The 19,029-nt window shown below is 69.4% G+C and carries 15 protein-coding genes; 3 read left to right on the top strand and 12 right to left on the bottom strand.

What is annotated here, in order from left to right:
• The first annotated feature begins 13 nt into the window (after positions 1-13).
• Positions 14-682: a pyridoxamine 5'-phosphate oxidase gene (gene pdxH, locus F1D97_RS01625; RefSeq protein WP_236122002.1), complete on the top strand. Its 669-nt coding sequence runs from the start codon at positions 14-16 to the stop codon at positions 680-682.
• A gap of 218 nt (positions 683-900) precedes the next feature.
• On the opposite strand, the gene F1D97_RS01620 is transcribed toward pdxH, so the two are convergent.
• The 3 genes from F1D97_RS01620 to F1D97_RS01610 form a co-directional block, all read right to left on the bottom strand.
• On the bottom strand, positions 901-1,047 hold the full coding sequence (locus F1D97_RS01620; protein ID WP_236122001.1) for a hypothetical protein: 147 nt from the start codon (positions 1,045-1,047) through the stop codon (positions 901-903).
• Positions 999-1,259 (bottom strand): hypothetical protein, encoded by a 261-nt coding sequence (locus F1D97_RS17520; protein WP_396022575.1) that lies wholly within the window; start codon positions 1,257-1,259, stop codon positions 999-1,001. The genes F1D97_RS01620 and F1D97_RS17520 overlap by 49 nt, the downstream gene beginning before the upstream one ends.
• 183 nt (positions 1,260-1,442) lie before the next feature.
• Positions 1,443-3,326 carry a DUF2075 domain-containing protein gene (locus F1D97_RS01610; protein WP_236121999.1) on the bottom strand — a complete coding sequence of 628 codons (1,884 nt, stop codon included), beginning with the start codon at positions 3,324-3,326 and terminating at the stop codon, positions 1,443-1,445.
• A gap of 641 nt (positions 3,327-3,967) precedes the next feature.
• Between F1D97_RS01610 and F1D97_RS01605 the strand changes: the two genes are divergently transcribed.
• Complete coding sequence (locus tag F1D97_RS01605) at positions 3,968-5,248, top strand: DNA cytosine methyltransferase (protein WP_236121998.1); 1,281 nt, start codon at positions 3,968-3,970, stop codon at positions 5,246-5,248.
• Here F1D97_RS01605 and F1D97_RS01600 read toward each other — a convergent pair.
• The 6 genes from F1D97_RS01600 to F1D97_RS01575 form a co-directional block, all read right to left on the bottom strand.
• A complete protein-coding gene (locus tag F1D97_RS01600) occupies positions 5,241-5,627 on the bottom strand; it encodes a very short patch repair endonuclease (RefSeq protein ID WP_236121997.1) in 387 nt (128 codons plus the stop codon). The genes F1D97_RS01605 and F1D97_RS01600 overlap by 8 nt on opposite strands.
• A 52-nt stretch (positions 5,628-5,679) precedes the next feature.
• Positions 5,680-6,375, bottom strand: coding sequence for an HNH endonuclease (locus F1D97_RS01595; RefSeq protein ID WP_236121996.1), 696 nt, complete (start codon positions 6,373-6,375; stop codon positions 5,680-5,682).
• A 51-nt stretch (positions 6,376-6,426) separates the two neighbouring features.
• Complete coding sequence (locus F1D97_RS01590) at positions 6,427-7,260, bottom strand: CRISPR-associated protein Cas4 (protein WP_236121995.1); 834 nt, start codon at positions 7,258-7,260, stop codon at positions 6,427-6,429.
• Between the two features lie 151 nt (positions 7,261-7,411).
• A complete protein-coding gene (locus F1D97_RS01585) occupies positions 7,412-12,886 on the bottom strand; it encodes a DEAD/DEAH box helicase (RefSeq protein ID WP_236121994.1) in 5,475 nt (1,824 codons plus the stop codon).
• Between the two features lie 29 nt (positions 12,887-12,915).
• Positions 12,916-13,845, bottom strand: a complete 930-nt coding sequence (locus F1D97_RS01580) for a hypothetical protein (protein WP_236121993.1) — start codon at positions 13,843-13,845, stop codon at positions 12,916-12,918.
• Positions 13,842-15,908, bottom strand: coding sequence for a hypothetical protein (locus tag F1D97_RS01575; RefSeq protein WP_236121992.1), 2,067 nt, complete (start codon positions 15,906-15,908; stop codon positions 13,842-13,844). The genes F1D97_RS01580 and F1D97_RS01575 overlap by 4 nt, the downstream gene beginning before the upstream one ends.
• Before the next feature lie 975 nt (positions 15,909-16,883).
• On the opposite strand from F1D97_RS01575, the gene F1D97_RS01570 reads away from it, so the two are divergent.
• Positions 16,884-17,411: a hypothetical protein gene (locus F1D97_RS01570; RefSeq protein WP_236121991.1), complete on the top strand. Its 528-nt coding sequence runs from the start codon at positions 16,884-16,886 to the stop codon at positions 17,409-17,411.
• 172 nt (positions 17,412-17,583) lie between these two features.
• Here the strand turns inward: F1D97_RS01570 and F1D97_RS01565 are convergent, their stop codons facing one another.
• Genes F1D97_RS01565 through F1D97_RS01555 form a run of 3 tightly spaced genes read right to left on the bottom strand, consistent with a single transcriptional unit; the run spans position 17,584 to position 18,796 of the window.
• On the bottom strand, positions 17,584-17,871 hold the full coding sequence (locus F1D97_RS01565; RefSeq protein ID WP_236121990.1) for a HepT-like ribonuclease domain-containing protein: 288 nt from the start codon (positions 17,869-17,871) through the stop codon (positions 17,584-17,586).
• Positions 17,868-18,326: a nucleotidyltransferase domain-containing protein gene (locus tag F1D97_RS01560; RefSeq protein ID WP_236121989.1), complete on the bottom strand. Its 459-nt coding sequence runs from the start codon at positions 18,324-18,326 to the stop codon at positions 17,868-17,870. The genes F1D97_RS01565 and F1D97_RS01560 overlap by 4 nt, the downstream gene beginning before the upstream one ends.
• On the bottom strand, positions 18,272-18,796 hold the full coding sequence (locus F1D97_RS01555; RefSeq protein WP_236121988.1) for an SUKH-4 family immunity protein: 525 nt from the start codon (positions 18,794-18,796) through the stop codon (positions 18,272-18,274). Before F1D97_RS01555 ends, F1D97_RS01560 begins: the two co-directional genes overlap by 55 nt.
• Between the last annotated feature and the right edge of the window lie 233 nt (positions 18,797-19,029).

Here is a 19,029-nt window from a genome sequence, read left to right as displayed (position 1 = left end):
GAAGGAGGGCGGCGTGCGCAGCGAGTACGCAGGTGAGGGGCTGAGCGAGGACGGCGTCGCGCCGACGCCGTTGCGGCAGGTCCGGGCGTGGGTGGCCGACGCGCAGGCGCGGCAGGCCGAGCTCGGGGACGTCGTCGAGCCCACCGCGCTGTCCGTCGCGACGGTCGACTCCGACGGGCACGCGAACGTCCGCACCGTGCTCATGCGGTTCCTCGACGAGCGCGGGCCCGGCTTCGTCACCGACCTGGGGTCCGCCAAGAGCCGGGAGATCGTCGCCACGGGGTCGGTCGCCGCGTCCCTCACGTGGCCGGCGATGTACCGCGCGGTCCGATTCCGCGGGCGGGCGGTCCCCGTGAGGCGCGACGAGATTGCCGCCTACTTCGCGACGCGACCCTGGGGGTCGCGGATCAGCGCCTGGGCGTCGGACCAGTCGCAGCCGGTCGCGGACCGGGCGACGCTGGTCGCCGCCTACGAGCGGTACGCCGCGCTCTACCCGGACACCGGGTCCCCCGACGACGTCCCGGTCCCCGACGGGTGGGGCGGCTGGCGGATCGCGTGCGACGAGGTCGAGCTGTGGGCGGGCCGACGCGACCGGCTGCACGACCGGCTCGTCTTCATCCGCGTGGCCGACGGGGATCTCGACACGGCCGACGCGTGGACGCTCCGCCGCCGCCAGCCCTGATCGCGGCCCGCCGCGATCGTCGTCTATCCCTCCGCCTGCTTCCGGTCGTGGTAGGCGACGACGCCGAGACCGACGAACCACAGTCCCACGGCGGCGAGGATCAACCACCAGGAGGGCTCGGTCACGGGGCCGAGCGTCGGACGCCTCGGTCAGCACCGCTCGGCGCCTCGGGGCGGTCGTCGGCGTCGCCCGTCGGGGCACCTGCGCTGACGGGGACCCTACGGCGAGCGCGGGACCACGGAGCGTCCGCCCCACTGCTCGGGCGCGACGTCCGCGAGCGTCTGGGTGAGCACCCACTGGCGGCCGAACGGGTCGTTCAGCGTGGCCTGGCGCTCGCCGTACTCCCAGTCGTGCGACGGGTCCACCAGGACGGCTCCGCGGGATAGCGCGGCCGCGACGACGGCGTCGACATCGACGGCCTTGAGGATGACCTGGTGGGACCGGCCGTCAGGATTCGGGACGCGGCGCGCCCGGGGCGCTCCTCCGCGACGACGAGCTCGGCCGCAGGGCCGTCCGGGAGCCCGAGCTGGGCGCGGTGGCCCTCGCCGATGCGGACGTGCTCGACGAAGCCGAGCACCTCGGTGTACCAGGCGACCGCGGCGCGGACGTCGGCGACGATCAGCACGGGCGCGACCCGCGCGTCCGGTGCGGAGCGGTTCGTCAGCACCCCGCCGCCGTAGCCGCGCGGCGGGCGAACCGCCCGGTTGTGCAGACCTTCGGGGGAGCCCACGCCGGTCGGTCCAGACGGGCCACGGGCGTGTCACCTGCCAGGCGGGCCCCCGGGCCGGTTGACGAGCTCGCGCAACGCGTCGCGGGTCTCCTCGTCCGGCGAGTACAGCAGCGTGCCGACCATCCCGCGGGTGAGCAGCACCTTGTAGACGTGCCGCACCAGGCGGTCGAAGGTGGCGTCGTCCACGCTCGTCCTGCTGCGGAAGTCGGGGTCGCGGTTCTGGTCCCGCCGGGCGACGAACCTGCCGTCGCGCCACACCAGGTCGGGGCCAAGAATCACGCCGTTCCAGTCGTACTCGAAGCCCTGGGCCGTGTAGACGCAGCCGACCTGTCCGAAGCCGGCGGGGTCGGTCGCCCACAGCGACGACGGCGGCGCCCCGCCGGTGGCGCGGTCGCCCTTGAGGTTCCACGGGCGTGACCAGTCGCCGATCTGGACGTCGGGGACCAGGGTGCCGTCAGGTCGCGGGTCGCTCCAGCGCCAGCAGTAGCCGGCGGTCATGCGCGCCTTGGAGCCGGCGTCCTGGTACGCGCGCAGCCGGGCCTCGAGCTCGTGTGGCGTGTCGACGACATCGACACGGAAGCCCGGCTCGTCCGCCCAGGGCACGGGTCCTTCGCCGTGCAGCCCGAGCAGCCGCTGCACCCACTCGACGTAGCGCTCGCTGCCTCCGGCGCGGAACTGCGCCCCCAGGTCGACGTGCCGCACGGTGAGGCCCCGCGCGCGGGCGGCCTGCTCGATCTCCGGAACGCTGCCCAGCTCGCCCGGGCGCACCACCTGGTGCTGGTCGAGCAGGAAGACGGGGACGCGGGCGGCGTCGAGGAGCTCGTCGACCTGAGCGCGCGCACGCTCACGCAACGTCTTGGGCGTGTACCGGTTGACGGACTTCTCCCGGAGGCGGTGTGCCTCGTCGAGGATGAGCACGTCCAGCCCGTTCTTCTCCGCGGTCATGAAGCTGTTGAAGTACATGAACAGGCTCTTGGTCCGGGTCGAACCCTTGCCGGCCACCTGGCGCAAGGTCTGCGTGAACGACCGCGAGCCGGTCGCGTGTAGCACCGTGCGACCCTGGCGAGCCAGCTCGCCCAGAAGCGACAGTGCGATCACGCTCTTGCCGCTGCCGGGACCACCGGCCACGACGACCACCGTCTTGGTGTCCGACGACCGCGCCTCGTCGACGGCCGCCAGCACCATCTCGTAGGCGACGCGCTGCTCGTCGAGGAGGACGAACTGCTCGCGCTCGCGGATCTCGGCGGCCGCGACGCTGAGCAGCTGCCGCGACGGGCGGATCGCCGAGCCGAGGAGCTCGTCAGCGGCGTGGACCCCAGGCTCCGGCGCGAGCAGACCCCGCAGCAGGTCGTGCAGCTCGCCGCGACGCTGGCCGGTGACGAGCCGGGCGGACGACGACGCAGGCATCGCCCGCAGGTCCTGCACGCCGTGGTCCGTCGCGTTGTGCAGGTAGGCCACACCGGTCACCGACGCGTGGCCGTCGGCGAGCGACGCCGTGAAGTCCTGCAGGTAGTCGACGTACCCCGCGACCTGCAGCGACGGGTGCAGCGACGGACGGTAGGGAGCGCCCTCCACCTCGACGAGCGAGTCGCTGGTCTCCCAGCGTGCGGCCCTGCCCCACTGCTTGAGCTCCACGACGACGTACGACGGCGCGCCGGTCCGCGGGTGCACCCCGGCCAGCACCACGTCCGCGCGCTTGCTGGTCAGCGGCAGGCGGTGCTCGAGGATCACCTCGACCTTGCCCAGCCCTGCGTCACGCAGGTCCCGCGCGAGGACCGGCAGGCTGCTCCGCCACGACCGCCGTTCACCGATGCCCGGGACGCCGACACCTTCCTGGAAGAGGTAATCCGCGAGCACACGCTCGATCTCCGAGGAGTCACTGTCCGTCATGGCGGCGAGCGCGTCGGCGCTCATCCGGTTCACACCCACCGAGATCGTCCCCTGGCAGCACGAAGGATCGTGCGGAGGGGACATGTCCGCCGCGGGCGCAGAGCGCGGGGCGGAAGTCCGTCGGGCCGCTTACGTGGGGGACTCTAGCCGGGTGGGTGCGTGGGCCACATGCGGCCTCGGCGGGAGGTGCAGTCGCTGCCGACCGCCTGATGAGCTGCGGCGGCGCATCATCGACAGCGGGTCAGAGTTCCGGGGCGGCCATGAGCCCCGCTCAAGCAGGCGCTGACGAGTGGCTAGCACTCAGCCGGTAGCGCCGAGGCGGCCGGGCTGACTCGCCCACCTGGCTATCCTCGCCTGAGGGCGATCAGTACCGGCTTATGTGCGCGATCCCACGTGACGCTGCACGTGAGCAGGGAGCCTGGCTGCACCGATGATGCCTGTGGCGTGCTTCGTCGGGTCACAACGCTCCTGCAACCCGTAAGGCGATCGAGTCGGTTGGGGCCGTAGAGCTAACTGAGCACCCGAGCTGAAGCATCGCGCGAGTGCTGCCGGGCGCACTGGCGACCGACAGGGAAGCTACCGCTGCGTGATCAGTGTCTGCGCCATGGGCCACACTGCTCTCGGAGCCGAGTGCAGGCTCCTAGTCGGCGGGTTGAGGAGTCGGTGTGAGCAAGCTGAGTGTCGTCGAGATCTGCGCTGGAGCGGGCGGCCAGTCACTAGGGCTCCACCTCGCGGGGTTCGAGCACAGACTCGCAGTAGAGATCGACCCGACGGCCGCTGCGACCCTCCGCACTAACCTGGGGCGGCTCCAGCCGGGTGACGACGTGGAGTCTCTTGTTGCTGTCGGCGACGTCGCTGATCCGCGGGTCTGGAATCCCTCAGAGTTCCAGGCTGGGATCGACCTCCTGGCAGGAGGGGTGCCGTGCCCGCCATTCAGTGTCGCTGGGAAGCAACTGGGTGCAAATGACGAGCGGGACCTCTTCGCGTGGGCGGTTGAACTGGCAGGCCGCATGCAGCCGCGTGCTGTGATGCTCGAGAATGTACGTGGCCTCTCTTCCACTCGCTTCGGTGGCTACCGGCAGGCGGTCATTGACCGGTTCGAGGAGCTCGGCTACGTCGCCGACTGGGAGCTGCTCGAGGCCAAGGACTACGGCGTCCCCCAGCTGCGGCCACGCTTCGTGCTTGTGGCACTCCGGCCGGAGGACGCGGCGCGCTTCGAGTGGCCGGAGAAGAAGCCGACGTCTGAGACTGTCGGCACGACGCTCCTGGACCTCATGTCGAAGAACTGGAAGCACGCAGACACGTGGGCTTACGAGCGTGCGACCGGCATCGCCCCCACCATCGTGGGCGGCAGCAAGAAGCACGGCGGGGCCGACCTCGGGCCGACTCGTGCCAAGCGGGCGTGGGCTGCGCTCGGTGTCGACGGCATGGGCATCGCCAACGAGCCTCCGAACACCACTGACCCGAACCACATGCCCCGGCTGACGCTGGAGATGGTGGAGCGGTTGCAGGGCTGGCATGGGCCTGAGTATGAGTGGACGTTCACCGGCCGCAAGACGTCGCACTACCGGCAGGTCGGCAACGCGTTCCCGCCCCCGGTCGCCCGCGCCGTGGGTGAGGCAATCGCCCGTGCCTTCGATCCCGCTACCAGCTCAGCGGAGCGTAGCCCAGAGCGGAAGATGCACGACGAGGTCTACCGGGCGCTGCGGGACGCCGACGACTGGATGACCACGGCGCGGATCGAGCGCACCTTGGGATCGCGCCTCACCGCCGACGAAATCGAGGCCAGGATCAGCCGTCTCAAGCACGACTTCGAGGTCCACGAGGCCCCGCGCGGCGGGAGCACAGCCTGGAAGCTCGGCGACTTCAAGGCGTTCCGCGGCCAGGAGGACCACGACCGGCACCTTGCCTTCGCGGACCACGGGAGGCGCCGGCAGATCAGCTGAGCCTCCGGCTGCGGAGCGCAGCCTCGAGACGGTCCGCCACGTCCGACGGTGTCTCGTGCTCCCATGCCCGGAACGGCAGCCAGCCGATCTCGCGGAGCCGCCGGTCTGTGTCGGCATCTCGTGCCCGATTGCGGGCGATCTTGTCAGGCCAGTACCAGACGTTGGCCTTAACGGCCGGGTTGCCGTGGAGCGGGCAGCCGTGCCAGAAGCACCCGTCGACGAAGACCGCGACGCGGGCAGGGCCGAAGACGAGGTCGGCACGCCTTTGGACGCCGACGAGTGGGAGCAGACGGTCAACTCTGTACCGGTGGCCGCGCGCGTGCATGAGCCTGCGCAGCGCCATCTCTGGAGCGGTGTCGCGGCTCCGCTGGAGCTGCATGCGCGAGCGGACCCCGGGCGTCGAAGCCCAGGATCCGCTCGCTCCGGGCCGGTCAGCCGACGGCGTCCGCGAGCCGGTCACGGATCTCGTCACGCTCGACTGCGGGGAGCTGGAACACCAGTGACGCCGCGATCTCAGCGGGCGACGCCTCGCGACGGCCCTTCTCGAGCCACGACAGCACCTTGACCTTGTCGCGGTTGCTCAGGTCGACAACGCGGTCCCACACCTGCTCCTTCGTCAGCCGTGCGCCCGTGAAGTGCTTGACCGTCTCGTTGCAGCGCGCGCACTCGGTCACCAGGTCCGAGGCCGTGGCCGCCGAGCCGTACTTGTGCGGGCTGACGTGGCCGATGGTGAGGCGGGCGGTCGTTGCGGGGTCGTCGGCGTACGGCTCACCAGCGAGGACCCCGCACCGCACGCACCTGTGCGAGTCCCGCTCGAGAACCTGCTGGCGGACCCGGGCCGGGATCACCCGGAGCCCTGCCGCCCGGTGCTCGGGCCGCCACACCGGCAGCCCGATCTTGTTGAGGAGCAGCTCGTCAGGCTCCAGCCCGGCGCGGTCACGGTAGGTGAGGATCTCCCACCCGGCGGGCCGGAGGTCGCGCATTCGGCGGTCGATCTGCTCGACGCCGGGCATGGCGTCACGCAGCTGCTGCTTGCGGAACGTGCCACCCTCGCCCACTTCCTTCGTCAGCCAGAGCGCCACCCGCACCCGGGTGCCGAGATTGTCGTCCTGCCAGTTGAGGTCCATCTGTTGCCTCCGAGGGTTGTGGTGCGTTGGAAGCCACGCACCCACATGCCGTTAGTCGCTGCGCCAGGTGGTAGCAGCTACCTGTGTCTGTCGGGTCGCTCGCCACGTCTCGGGTGATGAAGTGCGGCGGACGACACGGACAGCGCGGGCGTGGCGCCCCACAGCTACATCCCGGCCCAGCATCTTGGGCTCGAGGTGCGTGAGCCAGGCTGGCCCGCCCGTCGTCAACAGCTGCACTGACACGGCGCCGTTCTCTGCTGCGGCGACTCTGAGGATCTCGCCCTCGAGCCCATCTGGCTCGTCCCACAGGTGCACGGCGTCCCAGTGCGGCCCGCAGGTGAGGCGGCGTGCGCAGGACCTGCACGCATCTGGGGATGGCCGGGCCTTCGGCTGCGAGGCTCGCGCCGCGTCGATGCCGGCCAGTAGCCGGTCGAAGTCTGCCGCGCCCAGGCTGATCTCGATGGTGCCCTTGATGAGACTGAAGACGACGGCGCGGGCTGGAAACTTCCCGTCTTCCACGCTGACCAGGTGGGCGTACATAAGGAGCTGGTCCCTGACCCGGTCGGGCAGAGGAGCCGTCGCACGAGTGCCGGTCTTCAGGTCGATCACCAGCGTCGCGGTGCCCCGGGCGACGAGGTCGGGGATGCCCCACAGCCGTCGCATGTCATCGCGGACGGGCGTCTCGCACGAGACGAGGGGGTTGGGGCCCGCAGAGAGCAGCAGCGAGCGGAGCTGCTGTTCCCGCGCGCCGAGGCGGCCACGGGTGAGGCGGCCGTCACGGATGCTCTCTGGCTCAAGGCCATGAGCTCTACAGACGTCGTCGTATAGGCGCTCGAGATGAGGCCCCGGACGCTTCCACAGCCCTTGCTGCACCCAGGCGGCCACAGCCGCGTGTGCTGCCGAGCCCGCGCTGGTGACGTGCCCGGGAGTGGGGGCAATAGGCGCGGCAGACGGCACGGCGGACGCGCCGCACTGAGCCAGCCGCCAAGCCGACGACGGCGCAAGCCATCCGTGAGGTGTCTCCATCGCGGGCCTCCTACCCCTCGACCTCCTCGCACATCTCGAGGACCCGGCGTGGCTCGCGGTCGAGCGTGAACGTGTCGACGAAGACCACGCCGTCAAGGTCGTCGAGGTTGGCCTCTGCGAATACCTGAGCGTCTAGCATCCTCTGCGAGATCAGGGTCGTCTCCGACGCCTCGAGGGGATGCTTGGCCACGACGGCGATGCTCCCGAACTTTGGGTGGCCGTAGTGCGCTGTCGCGGCCGGCGCACCCTCTATGACCTGCGCGCCGAATGACTCCGACCAACGCGCGATCGCCTTCTTCTCGGCCTCAGTGTCGACGGTCAGCGTCCCACCCTGGAGCAGGCCATAGAGGTCCCGCGCCAGCCGCCAGTCCAGGAGCGCGTGGTATGCCATGTTCCCGTAGTCCCGCAGGCACCGGTAGCACGACGCGCTGCATTCCTGCGCGTGGCTCTCCTGTTCGAGCTCCTTCAGGAGCCTGGCAATCGCCTCCTGGTACTCGGTGAGCCCCGCCGTGCCGAGGTAGGTGCTGAAGCCCGCGCCGTTCTCGAGGGTGTCTGCGATAAACGCGAAGAGCGCGGGCTGGTCGTCGACGAGCCCGGAGTAGATGCCTGCCGTCAGCTCCACAGGCTGGATGTCGAGCCACGCCGCTGCCGCGGTCCTGAGCAGGAAGGCGAGGCTGTACCACGCCCCGCGGCGGCCCTCTCCGGACTCTCGTGCACCCGACGGCTGCTGAGCCCCGGCGGCGAGGTTGAGCCGTACCCCCTCCTTCGCTCGCACAGGCTGGTCAGGGCCCCAGAACAGGAAGTCCGTGGGCTGGACCGCGCCAAGGGCAACGTCGAATGGTTCGCCCACCGGGTCCTTGCCGTACACCAGGTCACGCTTGACCGCATCTGTCGAGATGAAGCCACCCCAGTCCTGCCCGCCTGAAGGCGTCCCGACGAAGCCGAAGAGCTTCCCGCCGTTGTCGTTGATGACGTACCGGCGGCCCGGGCCGGCGTACACGACACCGGCCCCCGTCGGCTGCTGGCTCAGCGCCGTGAGGTCGGTGTGTGCCCGGGCCGCCATGGCGCGGGCCGTCCAGGAGAAGTTGCCGTCGAAGTCGCGGACCTTCGCGCTTGCGCGGAACCCCAGCGGCTCGCGCAGCGGCATCGACCTGAAGCTGTCAGGTCCCGCCCCGCAGCGAGGGCATACCTCTTGCTCTTCGCTGGCCTCCGCCTCTGCGTCGTGCAGGTAGGAGCAAGCCCGGCACACGGCGAGGGCACGTGACGCGCCGAGGGGGTCGGCAGAGGCGCGAGGCCACGGCCGTCGCGGCTCGAACGAGGAGACGCCGACCACGGTGTAGACGCGGCCGTCCTTGACGATCTCGCTCATCGGTGCGAACTGGGTGACCGCCATCGGGAGGTCCCGGTCGATTGAGGCGGCAGGTGGCCACGGGTAGGCCTTGTCGGGGCGCCGGAGATGCAGATACCTGACGCTGCTGGGGAAACCGAACATGGGGAGCAGCCCCACCTCAGCGAGCCGCTGGCTGAGGTCCTCATGGACTCCCGTCGTCACCGCCTCGTCGATCTGCGGGACGAGGGTGCCGCACAGCTCGTCGGCGATCGCCATGGCTTCGCTCTCGAACGGAGTGCTTCGCGCCAGAGCGACTGCACCGGCACGGACGTCGGCCTTGTGACCGGCCAGCCAGCCTGCGAGATGTGGCCGCAGGGCTTCCCATTGAGAGGTCTTGCCGAAGGCGCCATGGACGTTCGCTGTCGCCGTGAAGTCGATATCGGGGTCGGAGTCCAGGTGGGTGCCGAGTGACCGCATAGCGGTCTGCAGGACGTGGCTGCGGAGGGCCCGGTCGAAGATCTCCCGCTGCTTCAGGGCGAGGTAAGGCTTCGGCGTCGGCTCGTTCGTGATCTTCTCGGGCCGGTCGAAGTAGTACTCGTCGTGGCTGCGGCCGCGGCAGACGGTGAGTGCGACGGCGACGGGCGAGCTCCTCCGGCCAGCCCGCCCGACACGCTGCTGGTAGTTGAAGCGTGTGGGAGGCATGTTGCCGAGCACGACGACCGACAGCGAGCCGATGTCGACTCCCGCCTCCATCGTCGTCGTGACCGACAGCAGGTCGATGCCGTCCGGGAGTTCCCGCTCCCGCTGGTCGAGGAAGACCCCCTGGAACCGGCTCTGGCGTGACTGGGCGTCGACGCGGTCGGTCTGGCCGGACAGCTCCGCGCAGTGGAGCCGGAACCGGCCGTCACCGCTGGTGGCCTTCCACGCGTAGTAGTCGTCCTGCTTGTCGATCGGTGCAGTCTCGGAGGGGAGCGGCGTCCCGCACCTGGTGCACAGTGCGCAGCCCCGTGTGAGGTGGGTCCGCTTGCACTTGGGACACGCCCACCCTTCTTGCCCGCCGCGCCGCAGGATCACCTTGGCCGGGTCGATGAGGTAGTCGGTGATGGCACCGCCGGCCCTGCCGAGGACGAGGTCCCGCATCGAAGTCTGGTCAGGCCCACCCTCGCGCTCGACTGCCGTCCACAGCGACCGGAGCCGAGCGGTGGGGTCCTGCCTGCCGTCCCGGAGCCCGAAGAACCGCCGCTGGTCGGCGAGCACGCGCAGCGCTGCGCGGACGTGCGCGAGAGAGCTGGACGGGTCGATGTCGGGCCCGGCGGTGTCGCCTTCGAGCGTGAGCCAGCCGAGCCCGAGCGACTCGAAGTCGCGTCCCGCACCGGAGAACAAGCCGTCCAGCAGCTCCTTGATCAGGGACTGCTGGATGTCTCGGACCAGCGTCTTCTGTGCTGGTGCAAGCCCGCCGCGCTCCTTGGGTGGCGTGACGTCCCAGTCGTAGCAGGACGTCCATGGCCGTGGGTTCTTGATCTCGTCTGTCTGCTGCAGGTTGGCGTGCGGCCCGCCGGGGTTCATGCCCAGCGCGAGCAGGTCGCTAGCCAGTCCACTTGAGATCTCAGCGATGCTGGGCTGGGAGCCCAGACGCTGTTCGAGGCGAGCCAGGAGCTCGTCGGTCCCACCCGGCTTGCCTTCCCAGTAGCTCCGGAGCTCGGACAGCGTGGCAGGGTCCCTCTCCGCGAGCCGGTCGAGCGCCTCCCATGACGCGTCAGTCTTCGTGCCGCCCACCACGTGGGCCTTCGCCAGCCGCACGTCATCGGCAGGGTCGCCAGCCGCGGTGAGCCGCTGGACGAGGAGCAGCCGCAGTAGGTCCTGGTAGTGACGCAGCGCCAGGCCTGAGGACAGCTTCGCTGCGTCCTGGCGACTGTCGGTGAAGACGATCACCTTGCGGTCGTCCTCGTCGAGGTCACCAGCGAGCTCGGTGATGAGAACCTGATTGATCTTCTCGAAACCGGTGCGCATCGCACGGATCGGCGACCGCTTCCGAAGGGGGTCTGTCACGGGGAGCATGCCGTTGCGGTCGTGGCTGAACTTGATCTCCCAGTCGTCCCCGCAGGAGGGGCACTGTGTTGGGAACGGGCTGAGTTCGTGAGCGGCCGGGCCGTTCTTGGAGCCGGGGGCGGCGGTCACGTGGAAGCTCCAGCCCGTGGCGCCGGCCTCTGTGTTGCGCAGGCCGCCGGTGCCGGGCTTGAGCTCGGACCTCCTGAACGCGAACTCGACCGTCTTCTTGGCGCCCCACACCGCTTTGTCCAGCCGGTCGAGGGTGGGCCGCGGGTCGGGCCAGTACACGACGTAGTTCGCGGCGGTGCGCTCGAGCGACACCTGGTCGGGAAGCTTCGCGAGCTCTGGCACGTCGGCGAGGAGCGTCGTGTCCACCGCGCTCCGCTGCGTGGCGCCCTCCGGCGCGAAGCCGCCGAGGAACACGTCACCGCAGTTCTGGCAGTAGAGCAGCTCGAGCACGCGGTTGCCGCAGCCGCAGCGGCTGACCGGCTCGGCGTAGAGCCAGCCGACTCCTCGCCCCTCGCGGTGCTCGGGGGGGACCCTGCCACACTCGGGATCGGTGCACGCCCAGATGCCCGGAACGTTACGGAAGAACATGTGCACCCGGAGCCGAGGGTCACCGGGCTCCGGGTCGGCTGCGAGGCCCTCGAGGATGCGCCCTACCGCCTGTTCTCCCTCCTCCGGCGGGGCTCCGGGGAACAGGCGCTGAGCAAGGTCGGCCGCAGTCTTGGAGGTGCCGCCACCTTCACCCTCGTGCAGGGCGGCCCTGATGGCGGCGGTGAGCCCCGTGGTGCGCGCGAGGGCGGCCGCCGCTGGTGCGTCGGAGGCGTCCAGGACCTGCGCCGGGGGCACAGTGCTCGCTGCTGCGGGAAGTGAGGGCACAAGATGTCCTCGCACGAACTCGAACTTGCCTGGCTCGACGTCGAAGAAGCTCGCCAGGTACTCCTGGTCGCGCGAGGGGTCCAGAGAGGCGGATGCTGCGAGCACGCGGAACTGGCCGGGCCGGTTGTCGAGCCCTAGCCGGTGGCGCAGCTGCCGCAGGAGGTAGGCGACCTCAGTGCCTGCCGTGCCGCGGTACATGTGCAGCTCGTCGACGACCAGCGTGAACTTGTTGTCCGGGTCCTCGTCCAGCCACGCCTTGGTGGACTCGAAGAAGAGATCGTCCTTCTCCCGGAGGAGCATGACGTTGAGCATCGAGTAGTTCGTGATGAGGATGTCCGGCGGCGCGGCGGACATGTCCCAGCGGGACCGCATCTCAGCACCGTCGAGCCGTGGCACGAAGTACTGGGTGTCTGGGTCCGCCCCGGGAGACGAAGCAAGCTCCCTTGCGCGGCTCGACCTGGTCTCGGTCTCTCTGAGGTAGTGGCGCAGGTCCTTGACGGCGAGGCCGTTGCCCGGCGCGCCCGTGACAGGCGTCGACCCCGTGTAGCGCCCGAAGTAGAAACGGTGCCCGCTGCGGTGGGTGTCGAGCCAGGTCCGGGCCGCATCGCTGTCGAGAGCACGGCGTAGGCGGATGAGCTGGTCGTCGACCAGAGCGTTCATCGGGTACAGGATCAGCGTCCGCACCGCCTGGCGCCGGCCGTGCTCCCCCTCCCGCTGCGCTGCGAAGGGCTCGGTGTCGCTCCGCCACCAAGGTGACGCTTGCTGCGGCGCAGGCCCGCCCTGCCACCCCCTGGACTCTTTGAGCAGCGTCGACAGCACCGGGAGCAAGAACGACTCTGTCTTGCCTGAGCCGGTGCCCGCCGTGATGACCATGTGCCCGTCCTGGGCGACCCCGGCCGCAAGCGCCTCCTCCTGGTGGCGGTACAGGACGACTCCAGGTGGGAAGAGCCCGCACTGCGCGAACGCTTCGAGCTCTGGCGCGGCGCCCGAAGCGCTTACGGACTCGCCCAGAGGACGGTCGGCTGTGACGTACTCCGGGCGGAGCTCGATGTGCGGGCTGCGGAACACGCCGCCGTCACGGTCGAGGAGCTCGCGTCGCTCGTCCTCCAGCTGGCGGTTCGCGAGCCCGAAGGGCGTGTCGTAATACTTGAAGTACGCCTCGCGGAGCCTGTTGAAGGTGCCGAGGGGGTTGAGCCGACGCTCTCCTCCGCTTGTGCTGCCCATGAGTCCCCGTCCCGCTTGCTTCACGCCAGTCACAGCAGGACCAGCTTCTGCATGAGTGAGTCGGCCACCAGGTGGGCCACCTTGATGGGCACGTTGCAATAGATCGTCGTTTGGCCGGCCTGACCAAAACGGGGCACCTTGCCACTGCAGAGCACCAGCGCGCGCGCCTGTAGTGGCGGCAGCGGCGCTCCCCAGTCGACGAAGACGCTCCCGCACTCCGGGTAGCCGACGGCGTCGGACCGGTAGCGGAGCGTGGTCTCCCCCCAGCGCGCCAACTCGAGGTACACGCCTTCTCCGCGGCCGCAGTGGTGCCAGGCGCCGTCCCGCAGTAGCAGGTAGGCGTTACGGCCCAGCACCTCCGTCCGGTACAGACCGTCTGGAAGGAGCTCTCCGCCGCGGACCGCGGCCGACCGGAAGTAGGGGTGATCCAGGCCCTCGAACCGCTCTAGCGTGGTGCTGGACCAGGAGGGCGGCGCGGCGTCGCGGCCGAGGCCGATCCGCGGCAGCCGTGCCGCCAGCCTCACCGCGGCACACCCCGCGAATGCTGCTCCGATGCGCGCGGCCTCGGCCGCGAGCGAGTCGTACGAGTCGTAGCTCGCCAGGATGGCTGTCGGCATCGGCAGGTCGTCCCCGGAGGGCTCCTGCACGAGATGCTCGATCCAGAGGTTGCTGTCCTCCAGCCGCTCGAGCAGTGCCGCACGGCGGGAGCCGACTAGGGCAGCTTGCCCGTCTGAGCAGGGCAGCACGGTCAGCGCAGATGGAGCGATGGACCATCGGTCCGCCTGCCAGTCGACCTCGCAGTGGCCGAGGGTCGTCATGTCACGCACCCAGCGCGCGGCGGCGCGCGCGCTGTGGTCTGCGTCGCTGGTGCGGGCCATCCACTGGACGCGCCGCCGGAGGTCCCTGACGGAACCAGAACCGGTCGCCGACATCCAGGAGAGCAGCAGATCGCCAATCACGCGTCGACCCCCGCAGCCTGCAGGTATGCCCACCACAGCGTGTCGTGCTCCGGCCCATTGCCGACGAGGCGGCGCCAGGCGTCGCGGTCTGAGGCAGACAACGAGTCGGCTGAGAAGGCCGGTGCCTCTTCAGCCAGCTTGAGCACCCGCCAGCGCACACCCCGACGCTGGGCGAGCCAGACGGCCGATGGCGGGGCCTGGAGCTCGAAGCGGGGGGACGGGCTGACCTGGTCTTTCAGGAAGGCGGGCCGCCCAGGCTCGATGACACGCTGCCAGTGGCCGTCGCGGTGGATCACGGCCGACTCGTCCTGCCCCCGCTGGGCGAAGATGGGCCGGAGGATGTCAACGCCCGCGACCACCGCGCCACGTGCGAGGGCATCGACGGTCGCGGTCGAGAGGCTTCCTCCAGTGTCCCAGGCGAGCCCTTCTGCGCCGGTTGCATTCTCCGGTGCGGGGTCGTCGCGCACCAGGTGGAAGGTCAGTGTCTCGCCTTCGACCTCCACGTTGTGCGGGCCAGGCTCGAGCCCGGACACCCGGCGAAGCGGGATGGGGAACCCCGTGGCCCGGAACTGCTGGTTCACACCGTCGAGAGTCACGATGACCGGCCGCGACTCCGCGCCCGAAGGGAGCAGCAGGTCTGGTGCGCAGCCCGTGAGGTAGCAGTTGCTGCTCACGCCGCGGGCTACGCGGAGGCCGTTGACGAACCGTGCGCGGGCGGTGTGGTCGGGCCGCAGGCCGGCCGTGGCGAGCGAGGGCAACTTCTGGAGGGTGCTGTCCAGTGGGGCATCACGAGAGAACCGGACCTTGCGGTAGATGACGTAGCCGACCAGCAGCGGCGACTCGGGGCGCTGCCGCACCTCGCGCCAGCCCGGGTCGGCAGCTGTCTCGAGTGCCTCGCGGAAGCTGGAGGAGATGTCCGCTGACGCGGCAACGATGTGCTCCTCGTACGGCGACATGGAGCCTCGTGATAGCCAGGCCCCGAGCGCGGGGTCCTCGGCGAAGAACACCAGTCGCGCGCCCCGCGCGACAACGGTCGCCTGGTCGCCCCGGAGCTCGAATCCTGACCTGCAGAGAGATCCAGGTGTGCTCGGGAGGCCTTCGAGCGGGGCGTATGAGGCCCCCTCGCTCCTCAAGACCTGCACCTCAACCGAGCGTCTGTCGATCGTCCCTGTGAAAGTGTCACCTATGTCGGCCGCAGCCTGGACGACCCACGACGAGGACCACCTATCGGGGTCGATCACGAGCCGTGCGGCGACCTGGGTGCGTCCTTCCGGGCCAAGAACCTGGCCGTCCCATGAGTGCAAGAGGCTGAGCACGATCGGGATAACCAGGGGCTCGAGGTCGGCACTGTTGATCGCACGGACGAAGGGCTCACTGAAGCCGCGGGGCCGGCTTGCCCACAGGCGGAGGTTCGCCAGGACTAAGTCACGCGGCATGTCGCGCTGAGTGCCCAGGCGCAGTCTCGAGAAGAACTGCGTGAGCACAGCTCGGTCGGACCTGCGGACGAGTGCCTGCGACATCGGGTACCCGATGATGGTCAGCCTCGGGCGCTCGGGGATCGTCGACTCGCCGTGCTCGGGGTGCCTTCGGAGATATTCGTCGAGGCCCTGCCACATCTCGGCCACCCGCCCAAAGCGCCTCTCAACCTGCGCACGGATCTCTTCGGGTCCGCCCGGTGCGCCCCCTGCTGCCAGGAGCTCGCTGAGCCGGATGTAGTAGTTGCTCTTGGAATAGGTGCCATCCCCGTGCATGCGGTGAGCGGCCAGCACAGAGAGCGCAAGAAGGGGCAGCACCGGGGGGAGCTCAACTCGTCCGCCGATCCTCCACCGCTGGAAGCGTGCCATGACGCCAGGGAAGAAGTCACTGGAGGTTGGCGCACCGCCTACGCGGAGGACGGCCTGGACGAGGTCAGCCACTGCGTCGTCACGGTCCGGAGCCAGCCGCCCAAGTTCGGCGTCGTCGACAGCAAGTACACACGGTTTGCCCGCTTGGTCAAAGTATGCACGGCGGATGGAGTCGCTCCACCAGGAGTAGCGCTCCTCGCCCGCGGCGGTCGTATCCATGGTGCGCCCGAACCTAGCGCTCTTCTCCGGGAATGATGGCCGAACGGGCGGCCGGCCGTAAGATTTCATCCGCGCGGGCGTGACGAGGCCCCCGGGCGCGACTACACTGACCTTGCCGCGAGTATTGAATCTGGTCTCGCGGAGATCGCGGCGCTTAACCGCAGCGATGATATGCATTTGCGGGCGGCCGCTGCGAGCAATCTGGGATCGCAACCAAGAGGCTTGTTCCGGCAAGTGTCCCTAGTTCACGCATGAATGCTCTCGTTTCCTAGAGGTGCCGTGATGGCGCGCGGGTAGCATGGGATGCTTGACTGGAACAATGAGACCGCGCCGTTCCTTGCCAATCTTGGCGATGGCGCGGGCGGCACGTTTCAAATCGCAGGCGAAGCGTGATAATGCCTTGGGCAGCGCATCTTGCGTCCACAATGACTAAGCAATTGGGGTCGACTGAACGCCGCAGGATCTCATAGATGGCTACTGCCTTGCAAGCAAACTTGTATCCGGTGTGGCACTGATCGTTTGCTAGGGGATGCCACTACGATTGTTCCGTCACAGGCGATCGCCACTTGTATGGCCTGCACGTTTCGACATGATCTGCGCCGCGTGCCGACCGCGCCGCCATCGTCGTTCACCGGCCCGTTGGCTCCGCCAGAGGGCCTCCAGTCGGCGGTTAAGGAGGCGGACAGTCTTCCCGACGGCACGGAACGAGCAACTGCCGCTGCACCCAACCCCCGCATGCCGTCCGGACTGGCGCGAACAGGACGCTCTGCCAGGCGGGCGCCCCTTCGAGACTCAGGTTGCCGTGACCTGCGGGAAGCGTCCCTGGTCGTGCTGAGACCGGGCGGACTGCTCGGTGCCCCCTCCCTGAGGCGGCGTGCGACGCGCATGTCGCCCGATCGGAGCTAGCTTCTCGGAGCGCCCCCGCGGAAGCTAGAGGTCGTGCCCGGTCGTCATGTGCGCTTTGTAAAGAGTGCCGTGAGCGACTCTGACGCGCGCGAGATTGCCGTTGTGGACGAAATGGCTCAGCGGCTGGTTGCGCACCTCGAGGCGGAGCGCCCGGCCATCGACGTGGTCCACGTCCACCGCGCGTCGAGTGCCGCTGTCCAGCACGTCGTGGGTGATCTGCTACGGGAGATCGGCTTCGCCGAGGAGGTCGTCCTGGTTCCCCAGGACGGGTTCGTCACTCGCGCCCGGCCCGACTTTATCTATGCCTTGAGTCCTGGTCGCGGGATCATTGCCGAGGTCGAGCGTGGCGGTACCACGACCAACAACCATGATCTCAAGGACTTCTGGAAGGTGCACATCGCGCAGAACGCGCAGCATCTGTTCCTCGTGGTGCCGACAGCGAACTGGAACGAGGCCGGGCAGGCGCGGGAGCGGCCGTTCGCGCGGGTCGCGCGTAGGCTAGCCGCGTTCTTCGGGGAACCGCGGCGCGAGGTGGATGTGTTGAGCGCACACGTCTTCGGGTACGGGAGCGATGTTCCGGTTCCTGCTCGCGACTGACGGACCTGCTCGCGGTGTGGCAGGCCCGGACGGACGCGCTGCAACCGTGAGGACTTCCTTGCCGCGCCGTGAGCGTCAGACTCGATCCGTCAGACGGACGGCACCTCGGCGCTCATCCGGCGCTGCCAACCACGATCGCGACCAGCTGCGGAATGCGGTGCGCCGGCGTTGCTCACACGAAGTCGGCCTGGACCTTGTCATGGTGGTGCGCGACGAGGTTCCGCATCCGCTGGATCTTGACCCATTCGATCTCCGGATACTGCTCCTTGAAGTCCTCAGGGAGGCGCTCCACCACGGTCGACACCTTGATGACGATGCGCTCGCCCGCGTTGCGCAGCAGTCGCCCATGGGCGTCGTCGGCCAGGTACGCGTCCTCGCCCAGGCCGACGATGTGGGCCGCGTCTTCCGCCATCGTCGCCAGGTCGTCGAGCAGCCGCGCGACCTTGTCGTCACCGGTCACAGCGGAACCGCATCGCGCCGAGCGTGGGTGCTCACGGTGCCGTGGACCCGCCCCGAGACCACATCCACCTTGGCGCCGAGGAGCTGCTCGAGCTCGTCCGTGAGGTCGAGGACGTCCACGAGGTCGGTGCCGTCATCGAAGGTGATCATGAGGTCGACGTCGGACGCAGGGGTGTCGTCGCCGCGCGCTACGGACCCGATGATGTACGCGTCGTGACCCCGGTGCCGCGCAACTGCGTCACGGACGGCTGCGCGGTGACGCTGCAGCACGACGGACGGTCGCACACTCAGCGCGGCGTCGAGGCGGGACCGTGTGACAGGGCTCGCGCTGCGTCGGCCGGTCTCCGTGACCTCGATCACGGGCTGCGCGACGCCGGAGAGGCGAGCGAGCTCACGTTGCGTCAGGCCGAGGCGGAGGCGCCGAGCTCGGAGCTCCGCACCGTATCCAGAGGGCATGTACCGGACGATAGCGCTTCTGCTATCAGAGCAGTCCGGCCTCCATCTGCTCGGCGACAACCGGCCAGTAGCTCCGGGCGTCGAGCCCAGGCCGCCGGGTCGATCTCTCGAAGCTCACCGATCGTCGCGTGGACGATGTCCAGGGCCTCGTCGTCGTCCTCGGCTGCCCGGACCTCGCGCGTGTAGCGCGCCATCCGGTGCATCGAGGCGGCGAACGACTCCGCGGTCGTGTTCACGAGCCGCGGGCCTTCCGGCTCGGCGGCGACGACGCCCGAGGACGTGCAGACGATCGCGATGTCGGAGTCGTAGGCGAGCGCGACACCCTCGGCCGTCGTCTCCATCGCCGGACGCACCTCGAGGTACCCGAACGTGCCGAGCGCCAGGCCTGCACCGACGAGGAAGTCCTGGTCCGTCCTGCTCAGCCCGCGGATCGTGTGGTCCTCCTGGTCCCACGTCTTCGTCGTCGTCACAGGCGTCGAGCCTAGAGTCACGGCCACCCACGAGGCCGTGCGCGATGTCGTCCGGACCAGCGCATCTGCACGGGACAGTGGCTGGAGTCATCCAGATCTTCCGGGCCGTCGGTGCGTCTTCCTGAAGGGATCGGCTGACGTTCGAGCGAGGTCGTCCCCGTGGTCGGGAATGCGGCGCGGCCGACCAGAGTTGAGCCCAGCAGACTCAAGTTTGCTGGGTTGCGCTTGCGAGT

It is taken from the genome of Cellulomonas palmilytica, assembly GCF_021590045.1.
GTDB lineage: Bacteria > Actinomycetota > Actinomycetes > Actinomycetales > Cellulomonadaceae > Cellulomonas > Cellulomonas palmilytica.
This window is presented reverse-complemented; position numbering and strand designations above follow the sequence as displayed.